This window comes from Clostridium sp. CM027 (assembly GCF_024730565.1).
GTDB lineage: Bacteria > Bacillota > Clostridia > Clostridiales > Clostridiaceae > Clostridium_AD > Clostridium_AD estertheticum_B.
In genome coordinates, this window is the sequence record NZ_CP077725.1 from 3,162,594 (window position 1) to 3,181,296 (window position 18,703).

General features: G+C 31.5%; 14 protein-coding genes and 2 pseudogenes. 13 read left to right on the forward strand and 3 right to left on the reverse strand.

Going from position 1 to position 18,703, the window contains the following annotated elements:
* The first annotated feature begins 154 nt into the window (after positions 1–154).
* The 4 genes from KTC92_RS15050 (at position 155) to KTC92_RS15065 (ending at position 4,099) form a co-directional block, all read left to right on the forward strand.
* A complete protein-coding gene (locus KTC92_RS15050) occupies positions 155–544 on the forward strand; it encodes an RNA polymerase sigma factor (RefSeq protein ID WP_216302565.1) in 390 nt (129 codons plus the stop codon).
* Between the two features lie 113 nt (positions 545–657).
* The gene (locus tag KTC92_RS15055; RefSeq protein ID WP_258280616.1) at positions 658–1,827 is read left to right on the forward strand and encodes a DnaD domain-containing protein; all 1,170 of its coding nucleotides are present in this window, start codon (positions 658–660) and stop codon (positions 1,825–1,827) included.
* Between the two features lie 55 nt (positions 1,828–1,882).
* Positions 1,883–2,416, forward strand: a complete 534-nt coding sequence (locus tag KTC92_RS15060; protein ID WP_220286393.1) for a sigma-70 family RNA polymerase sigma factor — start codon at positions 1,883–1,885, stop codon at positions 2,414–2,416.
* Between the two features lie 231 nt (positions 2,417–2,647).
* Complete coding sequence (locus KTC92_RS15065; RefSeq protein WP_258280617.1) at positions 2,648–4,099, forward strand: hypothetical protein; 1,452 nt, start codon at positions 2,648–2,650, stop codon at positions 4,097–4,099.
* Positions 4,100–4,213: 114 nt separating this feature from the next.
* Here KTC92_RS15065 and KTC92_RS15070 read toward each other — a convergent pair.
* From KTC92_RS15070 to KTC92_RS15080, 3 genes and pseudogenes are all read right to left on the reverse strand, one after another.
* Positions 4,214–5,461: pseudogene (locus KTC92_RS15070) on the reverse strand (IS1182 family transposase); the annotation flags it as partial.
* A 232-nt stretch (positions 5,462–5,693) separates the two neighbouring features.
* A complete protein-coding gene (locus tag KTC92_RS15075; RefSeq protein WP_220287873.1) occupies positions 5,694–7,460 on the reverse strand; it encodes a reverse transcriptase domain-containing protein in 1,767 nt (588 codons plus the stop codon).
* A 718-nt stretch (positions 7,461–8,178) separates the two neighbouring features.
* Positions 8,179–8,361: pseudogene (locus KTC92_RS15080) on the reverse strand (IS5/IS1182 family transposase); the annotation flags it as partial.
* Positions 8,362–9,018: 657 nt separating this feature from the next.
* On the opposite strand from KTC92_RS15080, the gene KTC92_RS15085 reads away from it, so the two are divergent.
* The 9 genes from KTC92_RS15085 (at position 9,019) to KTC92_RS15125 (ending at position 18,689) form a co-directional block, all read left to right on the forward strand.
* Positions 9,019–9,690, forward strand: coding sequence for a sugar transferase (locus KTC92_RS15085; protein ID WP_216302569.1), 672 nt, complete (start codon positions 9,019–9,021; stop codon positions 9,688–9,690).
* Between the two features lie 62 nt (positions 9,691–9,752).
* A complete protein-coding gene (gene rfbB / locus KTC92_RS15090) occupies positions 9,753–10,805 on the forward strand; it encodes a dTDP-glucose 4,6-dehydratase (RefSeq protein ID WP_220286192.1) in 1,053 nt (350 codons plus the stop codon).
* Positions 10,806–10,994: 189 nt separating this feature from the next.
* Positions 10,995–11,966, forward strand: coding sequence for a glycosyltransferase (locus tag KTC92_RS15095; protein ID WP_220286191.1), 972 nt, complete (start codon positions 10,995–10,997; stop codon positions 11,964–11,966).
* A 95-nt stretch (positions 11,967–12,061) separates the two neighbouring features.
* Positions 12,062–13,525 (forward strand): lipopolysaccharide biosynthesis protein, encoded by a 1,464-nt coding sequence (locus tag KTC92_RS15100; RefSeq protein ID WP_216302572.1) that lies wholly within the window; start codon positions 12,062–12,064, stop codon positions 13,523–13,525.
* A gap of 66 nt (positions 13,526–13,591) precedes the next feature.
* On the forward strand, positions 13,592–14,290 hold the full coding sequence (locus tag KTC92_RS15105) for a WbqC family protein (protein WP_220286190.1): 699 nt from the start codon (positions 13,592–13,594) through the stop codon (positions 14,288–14,290).
* Positions 14,291–14,297: 7 nt separating this feature from the next.
* Positions 14,298–15,302: an NAD(P)-dependent oxidoreductase gene (locus tag KTC92_RS15110; protein ID WP_258280618.1), complete on the forward strand. Its 1,005-nt coding sequence runs from the start codon at positions 14,298–14,300 to the stop codon at positions 15,300–15,302.
* Positions 15,303–15,339: 37 nt separating this feature from the next.
* Positions 15,340–16,437 (forward strand): DegT/DnrJ/EryC1/StrS aminotransferase family protein, encoded by a 1,098-nt coding sequence (locus tag KTC92_RS15115; RefSeq protein WP_258280781.1) that lies wholly within the window; start codon positions 15,340–15,342, stop codon positions 16,435–16,437.
* A 144-nt stretch (positions 16,438–16,581) separates the two neighbouring features.
* Positions 16,582–17,415 carry a dTDP-4-dehydrorhamnose reductase gene (gene rfbD / locus KTC92_RS15120; RefSeq protein WP_216302574.1) on the forward strand — a complete coding sequence of 278 codons (834 nt, stop codon included), beginning with the start codon at positions 16,582–16,584 and terminating at the stop codon, positions 17,413–17,415.
* Positions 17,416–17,810: 395 nt separating this feature from the next.
* Positions 17,811–18,689, forward strand: a complete 879-nt coding sequence (locus KTC92_RS15125; protein ID WP_220286188.1) for a glycosyltransferase family 2 protein — start codon at positions 17,811–17,813, stop codon at positions 18,687–18,689.
* Positions 18,690–18,703 lie beyond the last annotated feature (14 nt).

The following is an 18,703-nucleotide window of genomic DNA, read 5'->3' on the forward strand; positions in this document are numbered from 1 at the left end:
GAACAATTGCTTTTAACAAAGCTTTTGTACGGCTCTTATTTTTTTTATTCAAAGTGCCGGATGATTGCTAATAAAAGCAGTTATCCGGCTATTTTTTTTGTTCTTTTAAGAGATTCTATCTGAATTTTAAAAAGATTAAAGGAGAGATGTAATAATGGTCATTAAGTATGAATTTGTAACAGGAGAAATAGCGGAGATTGAGGTATCAAAGGATATTGCTGAGATTGCAATAGAAATTGGAAGAGAAACTTATAACAATGAACGAAGAGAAACACGTAGACACAATTCATTAGAGAAGAAGAAGGAACGAGGGTTTCAATTTGAAGATAAGAGTGTAGCTGTTGATATCATAGTTGAAAAAAAAGAAACAAGTAAAGCATTACATAATGCTTTGGAAAAACTGTTGCCACAGCAGAAAGTATTAGTACAAAAGATGTTTTTTCAAGATATATCAATTACTCAAATCGCTCGTGCTGAAGGAGTGAATGAAGCAGCTATAAGAAACCGTCTTAAAAAGATTTATAAAAAACTTAAAAATATTTAATAATAGGGGGTTCGGATTTGCAATTCTCGTGGCTATTATATATAGGGCTTAATTAAAAGGTGCTAATAGTGTAGATTTGCAGGGACACTAGATATATTAAGGAGGATTAACTAATGGCTAAATACAGACAGATTTATACAGAATTTTGGAGTGATAGCTTTGTGTTTGAACTTACACCAGAGGAAAAATACTTTTATTTATATCTTATTTCAAATACCAAAACAACGCAGTGTGGTATTTATGAAATATCAAAAAAATTTATAGCTACAGAAACTGGGTACAACAGAGATACTGTAGATAAGCTAATTAAAAGATTCTGTGAGTATAACAAAATCTTATACTGTGATGATACGAAAGAGATTATGCTGTTAAATTGGATGAAATACAACGTACCTAACAATATAAACGCTATTAAATGTGTTCATCACGAGTTATCCAGGGTTAAAAATAAAGAATTTCTTAAAATTTTATTTAAAAAATGTGATGTAGCTCAATTAGATGTAGCGAAAATTTTCGAGAACCTCATTATAGAGGAATCTTTTGATATTAATTTTACTGATGATAGAACTTCTGTAAATTGCTACTTAGAAAAAGTGGACAATCATCCCATAAATCTTACTTTAGAAAGAGGCTCTGATGTAATTCCCATGGAAAATATAGAAGACCAAGATAATAATGATTTTCTGAAAAAGGAAGAAATTCAGGAGCCACGTGAATTCATAATTAATAAGGATATTAGTAGGGGCTTACAAGGCCCTTATAAGGGGCTACCAAGTAATAGAATAAGAAGTAATAAAGAAGAATTAATAAATAAAGAACAAGAATTAATAAATATAGAAGAAGAAGTATTAACTAAAGAAGAAGCATTAACTAAGAAAGAAGCAATAGTCATAAAATATAGAAACAATTCTGCTGCTGATGGTGAGGGCTTAAAAAGTGTACTTAAAGTGTTTGAAGAAAATGTACATGCTATCACGCCTTTGGTGTATGAAAAAATATTAGATTTTGCAAAGCAGGTAAGTAGCAAAGTTATCATTATGGCTATTGATGAGGCTGTAGAATATAATGCTAAAACTATAAAGTACATCACTAAAGTACTCAATAGCTGGATAAGTAAAGGCATAAAAACTGCTGAGCAGGTAAAATTCTATCAAAAACAGTGGGCTAGTAAAAAGAGTGGACGCCCAAGCCATAATGTGAAAAATGGTGGCTTCTGCGACTATGATCAAAGAACATATGATTTCGATCTTCTAGAAAAACAGCTATTAGGACAAGCATATTGATTAATTATCTTTTAATATTCTCTATATAAAAAATTTAAAAGGCGGTGTTTTTATTATGGAAAAACTAGTTGAAAAGGCTAAAAATAAAGAGAGTGGAGCTACAGAAGCGATAATAGAAAAATTCAAATATCTCATATTCAAGGAATCTTCAAGGTATCACATTCCAGGTTATGAACTAGAAGATTTAGTTCAGCATGGTTACCTTTCTGTTATAAAAGCCATAGACATGTATAAGCTAGGCAGCAACAGCTTTAACGGCTACTGCATAAATTCTATAAGAATGAACTTCAAAGCCCTTCTAAAAGGACAGATAAAGCATTTTAGAGAAATTCCAAACAATGAAATGCTAGATTTTGATACTGCAGGACATTATGAATTTACATTAGAGGATGAAGTAATTGCCTATGATGAAGTGAAAAAATTATATGTAGCTCTCGAAACGCTTGAGCCATTAGAGCGAAAAATGCTAGAGAGATATTATATTTTAGGAGATTCAATAGGAGAAATAGCCTGTGATAGTGATAAAAGCTACCATCAATTTGCAAGAATTAAGAAAAAAGCATTACAAAAACTCAAAGCGCTTATGTAGCTCTAGATGAGATGATTTAACTGGCAAGAAAGATGCTAAGATAGGAAGATTGTCCAACAAGATGAGGAATAAATGAAAACCAGATTAGGTAATAGAAGTGATAATACTGGAGTGTTTGTCGATATTTGCAATGCGAAAATTAAAGGATTACGACAAGTAATAGGGAAGTAGATTAAATTGATATATTAATAAGGGGTAATTTTATATAACAAATTTAGGGGGACATGATTAGTGAAGCGGAGAACTAGAACTGAAATGAGAAAGAAAAGGAAAATGAGAACGAGAATAGTAGTAATAATGGCATTAACAGCGGTTGTAGGGGTAAGCACTAGTGCGTGGGCAATTGCAAGTAAAGCGAAAGAGCCAGTTAAAAGCGAGGTTTCCCTTTCAAGCCAAAAGAAAGTAAGAGAAGTAACGCTTACAGCATCAGTTGCTAATCCAACGAGTACAAAGGCAACAATTAGTAAGAAACAGTTGATATCTAAAGAGAAAATCGATGAACTAGTAATTGAAAAGGCTAAAAAGGACGAATTAGCCAAGGAAGCAGAGGCGCAAGCGAAGGTGCTAGCAAAGCAAGAAGAGGTTGCTAGACTGGAAAAAATAGCAGTAGATAAAGCGGAAAAAGGAGAAGCAGATAAAGAAAAAGCTAGCAAATTGGCACAAGTATCTGCAAATAAAGCTAAACAAGAAGAAATTGATAGGATAGCCGCTGAGAGAGCAGATGCGCCTAAACAGGCTAGAATAGCAGAAAATTATGAAATAGCGAAAGCATCATTTGACAAAGCAGAAGAAGTAAAGGCTGCTAATTTAGCTAAAACAGAGTTGGACAGGCTTGCTAAAGTAGAAGCAGATAGAATAGCTAAAGTGAAAGCTGATAGCATAGCCAAAGTAGAAACCGATAGGATAGTAAAAGTAAAGACAGCTAGAATACCTAAAGAAGCAGAAGGTAATATAACTAAAGGGGATAGTACAACTAAAGGAGATAGTACAACTAAAGAAAAAGCGGATAAGATTGCTAAAATAGAGGCGGATAGAATAGCTAAAATAGAAGCAGCAAGACTTACTAAAATAAAAGCAGACAGGTTGGCTAAAGAAGAAGCGGATAAGATTGCTAAAATAGAGGCGGATAGAATAGCTAAAATAGAAGCAGCAAGACTTACTAAAATAAAAGCAGACAGGTTGGCTAAAGAAGAAGCGGCAAGACTTGCTAAAATAGAAGTGGATAGAATTGCGGCAGCGGAAGGTTCAAATCAAACAGCGCTTGAAGCTAGGATTGCAAACTATTTAAACTCTTCAACTAATGTTACTAATGTACTAAACAGGGCTGTGGCATTACATGGTGGAAGTACTTCAAATAATTGCGTTTATTTCTCAAGCGAAGTAATGAGAAGAATGGGAGTACCTATTCCACTAGAAACATGTAACACAAGACAGTATTTAAGTTACCTAAATGCACGTGGATGGGAGTCTAATTGGAATATTAAAAAGCTTACACCAGGAAGTATTTGTTTTACAACTAATGATGGCGGAGGATATCCAACGCATACATTTGTATTTATGGGATGGGCTAATAGTAATTATACTTTGGCATATGTTGCAGACAACCAAGGTAGCGAGGCTCATGTACGAGATATGCGTGCAACTTATTCAACAGATAAGTTTGCCTACTTTATGCATAATTAGTCAATGAAATAAATGGACAAATAAAAGAGGAAAGAATAATTATAATTATTCTTTCCTCAGGTTGTTTACAAACCCAGTATAATTTTTTTATTATACTGGGTTTTTTACATGCAATTATGCGATAGCATTTTGAGTTATGGATAAATTTAAAATAACAACTATCTTCTTAGTTAGAAAATCAAAAAACAGTAAAGATAGCAGGCTAGCTATCTTTTTCATATTCTGCACTGCTGCTGTAAGCAGACACTGCTCTTGCACATTTTCTAATCCACGCATATGGCAATAGCGAAGCCCATGCAGTTGTTTTGAATCTGCGAAGCTTCGCTCTATAGTTTCTTTTCTTCTTCTATATATATTTCTGCCTTTATCTGTTCTGGTGAACTTTACAACATCTTCTTTATACGTTTCCCAAACATGTCTTCTAATAGTTTTAAACTTGCTTTTTGCAGAAAAGCATTGAGCTCTATTTGGACATATCTCGCAATATTTTGCATTACCAACATATTCTTTATATCCTTCTCTTGTTGTCGTTTTATAATGTAAAGCCCTTAAGTCAGGGCATACGTAAATGTCCTGTTCTTTAACATATTGGAATTTATTTTTTGTGTACATTCCTTTTGTATGTGGAGACCTACGGTATCCCATTACAGATTTTAATTCCCTCTCATATAGTTCTTTACATATAAGATTTGTAGCATAACCAGCATCTGCACCAACATATTTTGTATTAAAATTAAACTTTTTTATTTGCACATCTAATCTATCGATATAAGGATCAACATCATTTATGTTTCCAGGAGTAACATACACATCAGTAATTATATTATGTCTGCTATCGACAGTTCTGTGATCTAAATATGAGAAGCCTTCCGGCTTGCCATCTCTCATCATATATCCACTGTCGGGGTCGGTTGTGCTAACTTTAGTTTCTTTTATTTTGGTAACAGGTTCTTTTTCCTTTAAAGGTTTTTTACCATGGTTTATTCTATCTTCTTCCACTGCTTTATTAAGTTCAGCTACATATTCTTTCGGCGTTTTTTCAACTTCAATTTTCACAAGCTTTCGCTTATTAGCATTTGCTTTTAGGTGTGTAGAATCTGTGTAAAGTATTTTACCGGTTACCATCTTAAGATTTATAGCCTTAAATACTACTTCGTCAAATATTTTTTGAAACACATCTGTACCTTTAAACCGTCTACGTCTATTTTGGCTAATTGTTGAATGATCTGGAATAGGATCAGTAAGACTTAGTCCTAGAAACCATCTATAAGCCACATTTACTTCAATGTCCTTTACAAGTTGTCGTTCAGATTTTATTCCAAATAAGTACCCAATAAACAGCATTTTAAAAAGTATAATAGGATATGAAGATAGGTAAGACTCTGATATTACTACCTCGGTCTTTTCCCCCTTCCCACACTGTACGGGCGACTTTCATCGCATACAGCGTTCCAACGTCTGACAAACTGAAAACTCAAATATATTTATAACCACTTTTGAAATCAAGTTTTTTTTTTTTTTTTTTTTTTTTTTTTTTTTTTTTTTTTTTTTTTTTTTTTTTTTTTTTTTTTTTTTTTTTTTTTTTTTTTTTTTTTTATAGCAAACTTATCAATTCTTCGACCCTTTTATGATACTTCTTTCCAACCACATCATATAATTTTGCTCTATTATTACTATGTAGTATGATATGTTGCTCCTTACTTAGTATGCATAGATTATTATAATCGTCTTTACCACCCTTATTACAAGGCACTATATGATGGCAATGATAATCTTCTACTGGAACTACTTCCCCAGAGATATGACTCAATCCATGTAACGAACTATATTTACTAATTCTAAATTGACTAAATCTACTTGCCTGACGAGATAATTTAGCACTCTCTACAAGGTACTTAATATCATTAAGAGATACACCAGGCTTATGGTTTTTCTTTTCACCATAATCGTACGGATTGATTCTACATATTTTACCTTTTATTGCACTCACTAATTTATATTCCCAATTAGCCCATTCTATATGAACAATTGGTATATCATACAACATGTAGTATCCTGTTTTACCCCAACTTTTATATGTACCCTTTCTAAAATTATTCTTGATTTTTTGTTCTGTTATAAACTTAATTCGACCTTCCATTGTATTATAAAACCTTTTGTAAATTCGCCATCCTAACTTTCCAAAACATTTATTAAACTCATTCATACCTTTATAGTAATTATGTAATCCTATAATATATACATTCCAAGCCATGATGTTCTCATAACTAGGTATTTTTTTAATATCATTAAGTCTTTTACAACATTCTTCTACTATTAAATTCCCCTTATCCTTTGGTAAGCTGTTAATTACCATTAGCTCCTTACCATTTCTTATTCTACTACGTTTTTGATAAAGCTTAAAATTATAGCCCAGATATTTCATCTTTTCTTTCTTTAAATCATAAATTTTAGTTTTATCTTCATTAATAATAAGTTTCATATTTTTTGTAAGATATTTCGTTACACTATATTTAAACTTTTCAGCATCACTCTTACTCTTACATAAAACTAAAATGTCATCAGCGTACCTTACATGGATACCAATTTTCAAATTAGTTCTTCTCATATTTGAACGTCTATTGTCTATATTATGAAACTTATTAACACTTTTATCATGCCAATCATCACCCTGATCTCGCAACCATACATCAAAACGATGAAGGTACACATTTGATAATAATGGTCCTATAATACTACCTTGTGCAGAACCCTTCGGGTCATAGATTTTGCACCCTGCTTCTAGGTAACCTTTCTTAATAAAACGATAAATATAGTTTAATATTACTTGGTCATGTATTCCCATATGCCATAGTTCCCTATACATAATATTAGGGTCTATAGTTCCAAAATAATCCTTCATGTCTACAGATAAGACATATGGCATAACATTAGTTTGGTTTTTAACTTTTGCTATTGCATTATGTGTTGATACTTGCTCCCTAAATCCAAAGGAACTAGGAACAAACTTAGTTTCACAGTACGGGTCTAATACTAGCTGAATACACTTCTCAACAAGCTTATCCCAGATTGTGCATATGCCAATAGGTCGTTTCTTACCATCACCTTTAGGAATATAAATACGTTTAACATAATCCATCTTTTTATTAAGTAAACGGTCTTTTACTATCATACCTAACTCAATAAAATTCGTTTTTGCTATGGTATCATAATTAGAACCATCTGGTCCTTTTGTCATTCTTCCTTTACCCTTGCTAAGTTGACGTACTGCTAGCATAACATTCTCTTCGGAATAAACTAAAGGACTTAAATTACGCAAATCTATATTTCCATTTTTAAAATCTTCAAATCTCTGTTTCATATCTATGAAGTAAATATTATTTATACTCGTTAGTCTGACTCTCCTCATTTCTGTACGAATAGTCTCTTTCATCTAATTTGGCGAATTAGAAATTTACAAATTATTTTATATACATCACACGTCTAAGGCTCTTTCCTCTCCTATATTTCTTAATATAGGATACTAACGGTACTACAGCCTCGCTGTTAACCCATTCATAATCTTTATTGATTTACCCTTTCGGTGCAATCAGTCCCCAATTATTATTACACGGAGTGTAATTAGGTCAATCACCTTTCCCAATATTTTCGCTTTATATATCATACTTAGGTCTCCTCTATATTCCGTTCTTTTCAGTTCTTACCTGGATACGTCTCACACGCATTCTCCAACCACCATAAGGTCGTCCCCCTTCTGCACGCGTAGACATACATTGAGGTAAAAAAATTTTTACACCCTCCCATCTGAACTAGGGATAGGGATTATCTGTTACGAAATTTAAATACAAGGAAATTATAACCATATATGACTGGACCCGAAGTGTAGCATTACTGCCAGTGTCTCCGTCTTCACCTATGCTTCGCAACGTTACATTACTGCAAGGCTGGCAGGAGTATTAGTCAGACTCAGTATCCATAAGATATTAGGCTCTCATGCTGGTCTCGAAAATATTAGTTACCTACAATAATAATTGTAGGTCTACAGCAGTGTTCACTCTACTACGAGGATATTATGCTGTAATTAAGGTCGCACCTACGCCAGGTCTTCCATTATCTAAGCAGTAATATTTTTTAGTCAGTTCTCTTATAAAAGAGAAATCCATGTATTTATCTATATTTCTCAGAATATGGTCTTTAGGAACTAAATCTTCTAAATACACCATTTCTAGTTTTTGTTGTGTGAAGTTCTTTTCATTAATCATAATAATGCCCTCCGAATTATAAAGTTTGTATCCTATATATATTCGACATTGATGTCCTAAAATCCTTTTTGAATATGAAAAAAACACTCCAATTTTAAATTAGAGTGTTTTACATTTTATGTTTGTCAACGGTCTGAGGAAAGAATAATTATAATTATTCTTTCCTCTTTTATTTGATTTTAAAGCTGAAAATTATAAATACATATATCTTAAAGTAACAAGTTGAATATAATATAAAGAGGATAGTTCAACTTAGGGATAAAAAATGATGTAAATACCATTAAATTTGTTATATAATAAAAAAAGGAAACATTTTGTAAATATTATGATATACTAAATTGTAAATAAAAATAAATTAAAATGTATTAAATTGTATTAAAATGTATATTTAATAAATTATTTAATAGCATAAAACAAGTTAAAAAAAGCAAGTATACTCCAATACATATAAGCAATAAAATTAAAAAAAATGTCATATTTGGTCGATAGATGTACTGAATTATAAAATTCAAAATTTGACGTAAAATCTTCGAAATTATATAATAAATCTGTGTAACTTTGTAGAAATTAGTAAAATAGAAATTTTAGATATTGTTATAAATGTGGGGCGAAGTAGAGCGCAGGAGTCTGTATAATATAGTAATAGGGGGGATACAAATGGAAGAATTAGAAACGGATATGAGGGAGACACAGGTAAAGATTACTAGTGAGTATGAAAAAAATGCAGGATATTTTATAATCAAAAGAATAACTGATGTTATAGGTGCTTTATGTGGGATTTTATTACTTAGTCCAGTGATGGTTGTTGTTGCTATTTGGATTAAGATAGATTCAAAGGGGCCTGTTTTTTTTGGACACAAAAGATTGGGTATGAATGGCGAATTTATAAAAGTTTATAAATTTAGAACCATGCTGCCCAACGCTGAAGAATTACTAAAGAAATTGACACCGAAACAAGAAATAGAATTTGAGAAAAGTTTTAAACTTGAAAATGACCCAAGAATAACTAAATTTGGACAATTTTTAAGGAAATCAAGTTTAGATGAATTACCTCAATTATTAAATATTTTAAAAGGCAATATGTCTATCGTTGGACCTAGACCTATAATAGAAAGAGAAATTGAGAACTATGGAATATATGGGGACAAGCTATTAAGTGTAAAGCCCGGTCTTACAGGTAATTGGCAAGCAAGTGGTAGAAGTGATACGACATATGATGAAAGAGTACAACTCGATATGAATTATATAGATTATAGGAGCGTTTGGGTGGATTTGAAAATCATTTTTAAGACTTTTGGAGCTGTGGTTAATAAACAGGGAGCAAGGTAAAACGGTAATAATAGAACCAATTAGAGAATTAAAAATAAAGTTTAGTAAGGAGAATAAATAATATGAAAACTTATTTAGTAACAGGCGGAGCTGGGTTTATAGGTGCAAATTTTGTTCATTACATGTTAAACAAATATTCAGATGTAAAAGTTATAAATTTAGATAAATTAACTTATGCAGGGAATTTAGAAAATTTAAAAGATGTAGAAAATAATACTAACTATATTTTTGTTCAAGGAGATATATGTGACAAAGAATTAGTAGAAAAATTATTTGCAGAAAATGATATTGATTATGTTGTAAATTTTGCGGCAGAATCACATGTAGATAGAAGTATAAAAGAGCCAGAAATATTTGTTAAGACAAATGTTTTAGGTACAGTAAATCTTTTAAATATAACTAAGAATGCATGGGAAATACCAGGCGGATTTAAAGAAGGCAAGAAGTTTATGCAAGTATCTACGGATGAAGTATATGGATCCCTCGGCGCAACAGGATTTTTCCTTGAAACAACACCACTAGACCCACATAGTCCATATTCAGCAAGTAAAACAGGTTCAGATTTAATGGTAAAAGCTTACTTTGATACGTATAAAATGCCTGTAAATACAACTAGATGTTCAAATAATTATGGACCATATCAATTCCCAGAAAAACTAATACCATTACTAATAAACAATTGCTTAAGTCATAAAGATTTGCCAGTATACGGTGATGGAATGAATATAAGAGATTGGCTTTATGTTGAAGACCATTGCAAAGCAATAGATATGGTTATAAATGGTGGCAGGGTAGGCGAAGTTTATAATGTAGGTGGACATAACGAGCGAACTAATATGCAAATAGTTAAAACTGTTATAAGTTATTTAAATGAAAATGTAGATAGTGAAATAACAGATAAACTAATAAGTTATGTTGAAGATAGAAAAGGCCATGACAAAAGGTATGGCATAGATCCAACTAAGATAAAGGACGAGCTCGGTTGGTATCCTGAAACTACATTTGAAGTAGGAATAAAGAAGACAATAAAATGGAATTTAGACAATAAACAGTGGATGGATAATATTACAACAGGTGAGTACCAAAATTATTACAACAATATGTATGAAAAATAATTGATATAAATAATACGCTTAGGGATTAAGCTCTGATAGTTTTATACCTTATACAGAAGATATATAAAGGAGAATGGATTATGAAGATACTAATTGCAGGAGCTAATAGAGAGACAGATAGACTTACTGCTATTACTACAAATTTATTATCAAAACTTATAATTAGATTATACAAGGAGGTGTTAATAAGTGATTAAATTGGTTATACATATGTTGGCATATAATCATGAAAAGTACATTGAAGAAGCAATTGACAGTATACTAATGCAGGAAGTGAACTTTGATTATAAAATAATTATTGGGGAAGATTGTTCTACTGATAATACCAGGGAAATTTTAAAAGACTATAAGCAGAGATTTCCAGATAAAATTAAATTAATCCTACATGAAAAGAATGTTGGAGCATCATTAAACTGTTTAGAAGTATCTAAAAATTGTAATAGTGAATATATCGCATATTTAGAAGGCGATGATTTTTGGACAGATAAAACGAAATTACAAAAGTCTATAGATTTTTTAGAAAATAACAGTGATTATATCGCAACAGCCCATGATGTATCTATAATAGATGAAAATCGTAAATTATTAAGCGATACACCGTTTGGTAGCTATAAAGGTGATTTGAAAACACCTTTAGACCAATTTAAATATAATAATCTTCCTACTCTTAGTTTGGTTTTTAAAAATATATGGGGAGAGGATTATTCCGTGGTACGTAATAAACTTCTCAAGGATGTAGAAATTGTTGGCGATTATCCATTTAAGCTTTTGCTATTGACGAAAGGTAAAATTAAATATTTTAGTGAAAATATGGGGACTTACAGATGGATAAGAGATTCGGGTTCATCATTTTCAGCTCAAACTAAAAACAATCCGAATTTATTTAGAATTGATATGGTGAATTCATTAGCTAACTTATCAAATATGGATACAAATTATAGTAAACTTTTTAACACAGAATTAAAAAAAATAGAATGTGAAATAATTTTGAATTATATTTGTACGTTTAATATACCTAAACTCAAAGACTTTATGAAAAAATACGTTTCGAAAAATAGTAGTATATGTAAAGTTAAAATGTTTGTATGGATTATAATAATATTCTTTTATAAACTACTAAAGAAAATTTTAAAATCATCCGGTTTATATAAAAAGAAATAATAGCAAATGGAAACTGGTAGTAGTCTAAGGTAGATGTTATTTCACGATACATATTAGTAACTATTCAATTTCAAAAATAGTTTAGGAGAAAACAAATGCAAGAACAAAGTACATTAAAGAAAAAAACAATATCAGGTCTATTCTGGAGCTTTTCAGATTTAATTGCAAATCAGGGAATACAATTTGTGATTTTAGTAATACTTGCAAGACTTTTAGTGCCAGAAGATTTTGGGATCATAGGAATGATAACAGTTTTTATTGCAGTATCTCAATCATTTATAGATAGTGGGTTTACTAATGCTTTAATTAGGGAGAAAGAGCCAAGCCAGGAGGATTATTCAACAGTTTTTTATTTTAATCTTGCTATGGCAGTCGTACTGTATATAGTACTATTTCTCTCCGCAGGTGGCATTAGCAGATTTTTTAAAGAACCCCAACTTATAGCTATATTAAGAGTGCTTGCAATAGTCCTTATTATTAATTCCTTTGGATTAATTCAAAGAACTATGTTAACAAAGAGTATAAATTTTAAAACCCAAACCAAAATAAGCTTAATATCATCTGTTTTATCAGGTATTATTGCGATTATTTTCGCTTATATGGGGTTTGGAGTATGGAGTCTTGTAATTAAAACTTTATCTATGCAACTTATTCAATCTTTTTTATTGTGTATTTATAATAGCTGGATACCATCATTAGTTTTTAGCGTAGAATCTTTTAAAAGGCTATTTGGGTTTGGGTGGAAATTATTGGCATCTGGATTGATTGATACATTATATAATAATTTATATTTTTTAATAATAGGGAAATCATTTTCAGCAGTAGAGCTTGGTTATTATACGAATGCTCAAAAATTAAGAGATACTGCATCTCAATCGATAACATCCTCAGTACAAAAAGTGAGCTATCCTGTTCTTAGTAGTATAAAAGAAAATGAGGACAAACTAAGAGATGCTTATAAGAAGATTATAAAGACATCAGTTTTTATAACTTTTCCTTTAATGATAGGATTAGCAGCGGTTGCTAGTCCCCTTATAAGATTAATATTTGGACAAAAATGGGTGAATTCTATTGTTTATTTTCAAATATTATGTTTTGCAGGAATGTTATTTCCACTTCATGCAATTAATTTGAATATCCTTCAAGTAAAAGGAAGATCTGATTTGTTTTTAAGATTAGAGATCATTAAAAAAGCAATAGGTTTAATATTAATAGTAATAGTATTATTTTTTAAATTTGGTATTAATGGATTACTTTGGGCGGCGGTTCTAAGTTCGTATATTGCCTATTTTATAAACTCCTATTATTCAGCTGAATTGCTTTCTTATTCAACTATAGAACAAATCAAGGATATAATGCCTACATTTGTTGCATCAGTGATAATGGCAATAGTTGTTTATTTCAGTGGCGCAGTGCTTCCTAATAATAATTTAGTTAAAATTATAGCTCAATTCATAATAGGGGTAGTGGCATATGTAGGTTTAAGTAAAATTGAAAGAATAGAAGAATTAAACACTGTGTATGAGTTGTTAAATTCTATTTTAAAAAAAGGTAAATAAAAAGAGCAAACATTAATTAAATCAGGATAATAAGGATGTTTTCAAAAGTATGAAAGGAGCAACAAAATGAAGGTAGGTATAATGCAACCATACTTTTTACCATACATAGGGTATTGGCAATTAATGAACGCAGTAGATAAATACGTCATATATGATGATGTTAACTTTATAAAAGGTGGATGGATAAACAGAAACAAAATTTTGATGAATGGTGAGGGTAAAATGATAAACCTTCAGATGAATGGCGCAAGCCCTAATAAGCGCATTAATGAAGTTGAGGTATTAGGAAACCCAATTCAAAACAAAAAGCTGCTTAAAACTATTGAAAGTTGTTATAAAAAAGCACCATATTATTCAGATGCCTTTTCGGTTATTGAGAATATTATTAATCAAGACGAGAGTAATTTAGCAAAGTATTTGGAATTTTCCATAAGACAAATTTGTGAATATTTATCTATAGATACTGAGATTATTGTTTCATCAACAATAAATAAAAATAATGATTTAAAAGGTCAGGACAAAGTTATAGAAATATGCAAGGTGATTGGTGCAGATGAGTATTACAATGCGGTAGGAGGACAAGATCTATATTCTTATGATGACTTTGCAGATAGAGAGATAAAACTTAGTTTTCTGAAGACCGGGACGGTTGAATATCAGCAGTTTAATAATGAATTTGTGTCAAACTTATCAATAATAGATGTGATGATGTTTAATTCAAGATATCAGATTAAAGATATGCTTGAAACATACGAATTAATATAAGAAGGCGGTGTGGAAGCTGAAAAAAAAAGTAATTATTTTTGGCGCAACAGGTAACACTGGAGCATATTTAATAGAATATTGTATTGAAAACCTAAATTCCCAAGAATTTGAGATAATAGCTGTTGGTCGTAAACAAACAAAATTTTTTCAAAAGAGGGGAATAGAGTATTACAGTGTTGATATCACAGACTCTAGTCAGTTTAACAAGTTACCACAGAATGGTATTCATGCTGTCATTAATCTTGCTGCAGCTCTACCAGCATATATGGAAGGCTATAAGCCAGAACAGTATATGGAAACTAATATAGTTGGAGCTTTTAACGTATTAGAGTACTGCAGAAGGACTCAAGCTGATAGGATTTTATATCCACAGTCGGAAGGTGATCTTTCTGGTTACTGGGGGAAGGAAATTTTAATTAAACCGGATTTCCCGAGAAGTTTTAGTTACAAAGGCGATCATGCATTATATGTTATATCAAAAAACACCGCCGTAGATATGATAGAACATTATCATCAGACGTATAACATTAAGAGCTTCATATTCAGGTGCCCGACTATCTATGCATATACACCTAATCAATATTTCTATGTTGATGGTGAAAAAAGAGTGCTTGCTTATCGCCATTTGATGAATCAAGCAATGGCAGGTAAACAAATTGAAATGTGGGGAGAACCGACTAAAGCAAAAGATGTAGTTTATGTTAGAGATTTTTGCCAAATGCTGTGTAAAGCGATTACGGTTGATAGAGAATGTGGGTTTTATAATGTAGGTACTGGTAGGGCTGTAACTTTAAAAGAACAAATTGAAGGCGTAATTGAAGTATTTTCACCTAAGGGTAGTAAGTCCGTAATTATTCCTTGCCCAGATAAACCTAATAGTAGAGAATTTATTATGGACATAACAAATGCCAGAGAAGAGTTAGGATACATACCTCAGTATTACTATTTAGATTATCTAAAGGATTTTAAAAAGGAAATGGAACTAAATAGATTTGAGGAACTTAGGGGTTAAAAATTAACAGATTTATAAATAATATAAAGAGGTGAGTATATTGAACTCAATTCAAGTAACTCGATCCTCAATGCCAGAATTTGAGGAGTACACAGAAGAAATTAAAGACCTATGGGACAGCCACTGGCTGACTAATATGGGTACAAAACATAAACAATTAGAAGCAAAATTACTGCATTATTTAAATACTCCAAATATTACTCTTTTCACTAATGGACATCTTGCATTGGAGTGCGCAATAGCAGCATTCAATCTTAAAGGAGAAGTTATAACAACGCCTTTCACATTTGCATCTACAACTCATGCAATAGTAAGGAATGGTTTAAAGCCAGTATTTTGTGATGTGAATCCTGACGATTACACTATAGACGTGGACAAGTTGGAGAGTTTGATAACGGATAAGACATCCGCTATTATCCCAGTGCATGTTTATGGGAATATTTGTAATGTCAAGGAGATTGAAAGGATAGCAAATAAGCATAACCTAAAAGTTATTTACGATGCTGCTCACGCCTTTGGTGTAACGGCAGAGGGTGTAAGTGTCGCTAACTTTGGTGATGCTTCAATGTTTAGTTTTCACGCTACAAAGGTATTCAATACTATTGAGGGTGGAGCAATAACCTTTAAGAATGATAAGTTAACTAGAATATTAAATGACTTGAAAAATTTCGGTATTACTGGACCAGAGTCTGTTGAGTATGTAGGTGGAAATGCTAAAATGAATGAATTCCAAGCCTCAATGGGTATTTGCAACCTTCGTCATGTTGATGGCGAGATACAAAATCGAAAAGCTGTGGTAGAAAGATATATTGAAAGATTAGGGAGTACTAATGGAATTAAGGTATGTAAACCTCAAATAGGGGTGAAGAGCAACTATGCTTACTTCCCTGTAGTATTTGATGAGTATAAGCTAAGTCGTGATGAAGTGATTGAGAAGCTGAAAGCAGAGAATATCTTTGCTCGTAAATATTTCTATCCCCTCACGAATAGTTTTGAATGCTACAAAGGTAGATTTGATGTTGAAAAGACACCAGTTGCAAACTACATAGCAGATAGGGTGCTTACATTGCCACTTTATGCTGATTTAAGTTTAGATGATGTCGATAGGATTTGTGACATTATTCTTAAGAGATAATTTGATTTTATGTTATAAACGCAGTTAAAATGATACTCTTAGGGATTGAACTCTGAGAGTTTTATTTTAAGCTCAGATCGCAAGAGATAATGGAATTATTGTTTTAATTATGAAAAAATAACTAGATATAAAGGAGAATGAATTATGAAGATATTAATTACAGGAGCTAATGGTCAGCTCGGTCGCGAACTCGCTAACCAATATAAAGGGAAAAAAGGCATTGATTTAATACTTACGGATGTATCAGATTTAGATATAGCAAACGTAGATCAAGTATATAGTGTTGTAAATAAAAATAAACCAGATGTGATTATTAACTGTGCTGCACTTACGGCTGTTGATAAATGTGAGACTGAAATAGATATGGCATATAGGATAAATACAATAGGACCTAAAAACTTAGCAGCGGCTGCAAATGAAATTGGAGCCGAAATTGTTCAAGTATCAACAGACTATGTTTTTGCTGGCGATGTAAATCAATCACTAACAGAGTTTGATCCCGTAAATCCACAAACTATCTATGGAAAGACAAAGCTTGAGGGAGAAATATTAGTTAAGAATCACAATCCTAAGCATTATATAATTAGAACTGCATGGCTTTACGGAGATGGAAATAATTTTGTAAAGACTATGATAAATTTAAGCAAAACTAATAAGACATTAAAAGTAGTTAATGACCAAAGAGGAACTCCTACAAGTACAGTTGATTTAGCTAGAGTTATAATAAAACTCGTAGAAGATAAGAATTATGGACTTTTTCATGGCACATGTAAAGGTGAATGTACCTGGTATGAATTCACTAAAGAAATATTTAGACTTAAAGGAATTGATACAGAAGTTTTGCCTTGTACAACTGATGAATTTAAAAGACCAGCGAAAAGGCCTGAATATTCAGTGCTTAGAAATTATATGTTGGAATTGACTACTGGGGATATAACTAGGACTTGGCAGGAAGCGATTAGTGAGTATTTAAAATAATTAAAAGCAGGAGTAGATAATACACCTGCTTTTTCATTTTATGGTATATATTAGGTTGCAAATGGCTTAGGAAAAGAGCATGAAAAACTTGGAAATATTAAAAAAAAATATTAACTTTTCATAAATATTATGGTATACTCGAATACGGAGTGGGAATAAATATAAATTGTATTAAAATGCATTAAATTGTATTAAAAGGGAATTAATGACATAGCGTAAATTAATTAAAATAGTAACATATTGCTCCATTTAGATATGGAATACATAGATAAAAGAAGTTTTTTGATGGATATAAAAATTACTTTAAAAACAGTTTTTGTAGTATTTAAAAAGAAGGGGCAATATAAAGTTTTATTGTCTCATTAAAATATCAAAAGATAAATGAGGGACAGCGTATGGATTTGTCAATAGTTATAGTAAGTTATAATACGGTAGATTTATTAAGGGATTGTTTAAGTTCCGTAATTCAGAATACTGAAAACATAGAATATGAAATATGGGTAGTAGACAACCAATCAAAAGATGGTAGTGCTACGATGGTAGAAAGTGAATTTCCACAAGTAAAGCTCATACGTAACAGCATTAATGGTGGCTTTTCACAGGCTAATAATTTAGCCATAAGACAATGCAGGTCGAGCAAGTATGTTCTAATTTTAAATCCTGATACTATTGTACCAAAAGGTACATTAGTGGAATGCGTTGATTTTATGGAAAAGGATAAAGAGATTGGATGCCTTGGATGTAAAGTGGTAAAAGTTAATGGCACTTTAGATAAAGCATGCAAAAGAGGATTCCCGTCTCCATGGAACTCTTTATGCTATCTTATGAAGCTAGACAAGCTATTTCCAAATAATAAAAAATTTGGAGGATATAATGCTACATTTATACATGAGGATGAAGAAAGCGAAATTGATTCTTTAGTTGGAGCGTTTATGATGCTACGCAAGGAAGCCATTGAGCAGGTTGGGCTTCTTGATGAAACCTTTTTTATGTATGGAGAGGACATTGATTGGTGTTATAGAATAAAACAAGCAGGGTGGAAAAACTATTATCATCCTAAGGTAAGAATAGTTCATTATAAAGGTGAAAGCAGTAAGAAGCAAAGCACAAGAATGATAGGCGAATTTCACAAATCAATGTTTATATTCTATAATAAACATTATAAAAATAAATACAATACAATTGTAAATTTACTAACATATTTGGGTATCTACTCAAAATGGGGATTAAGTTTAACAATGAATGCTACTAAAAAGGAAAAAAAGGTTTTCTAGGATTATAATTTAAA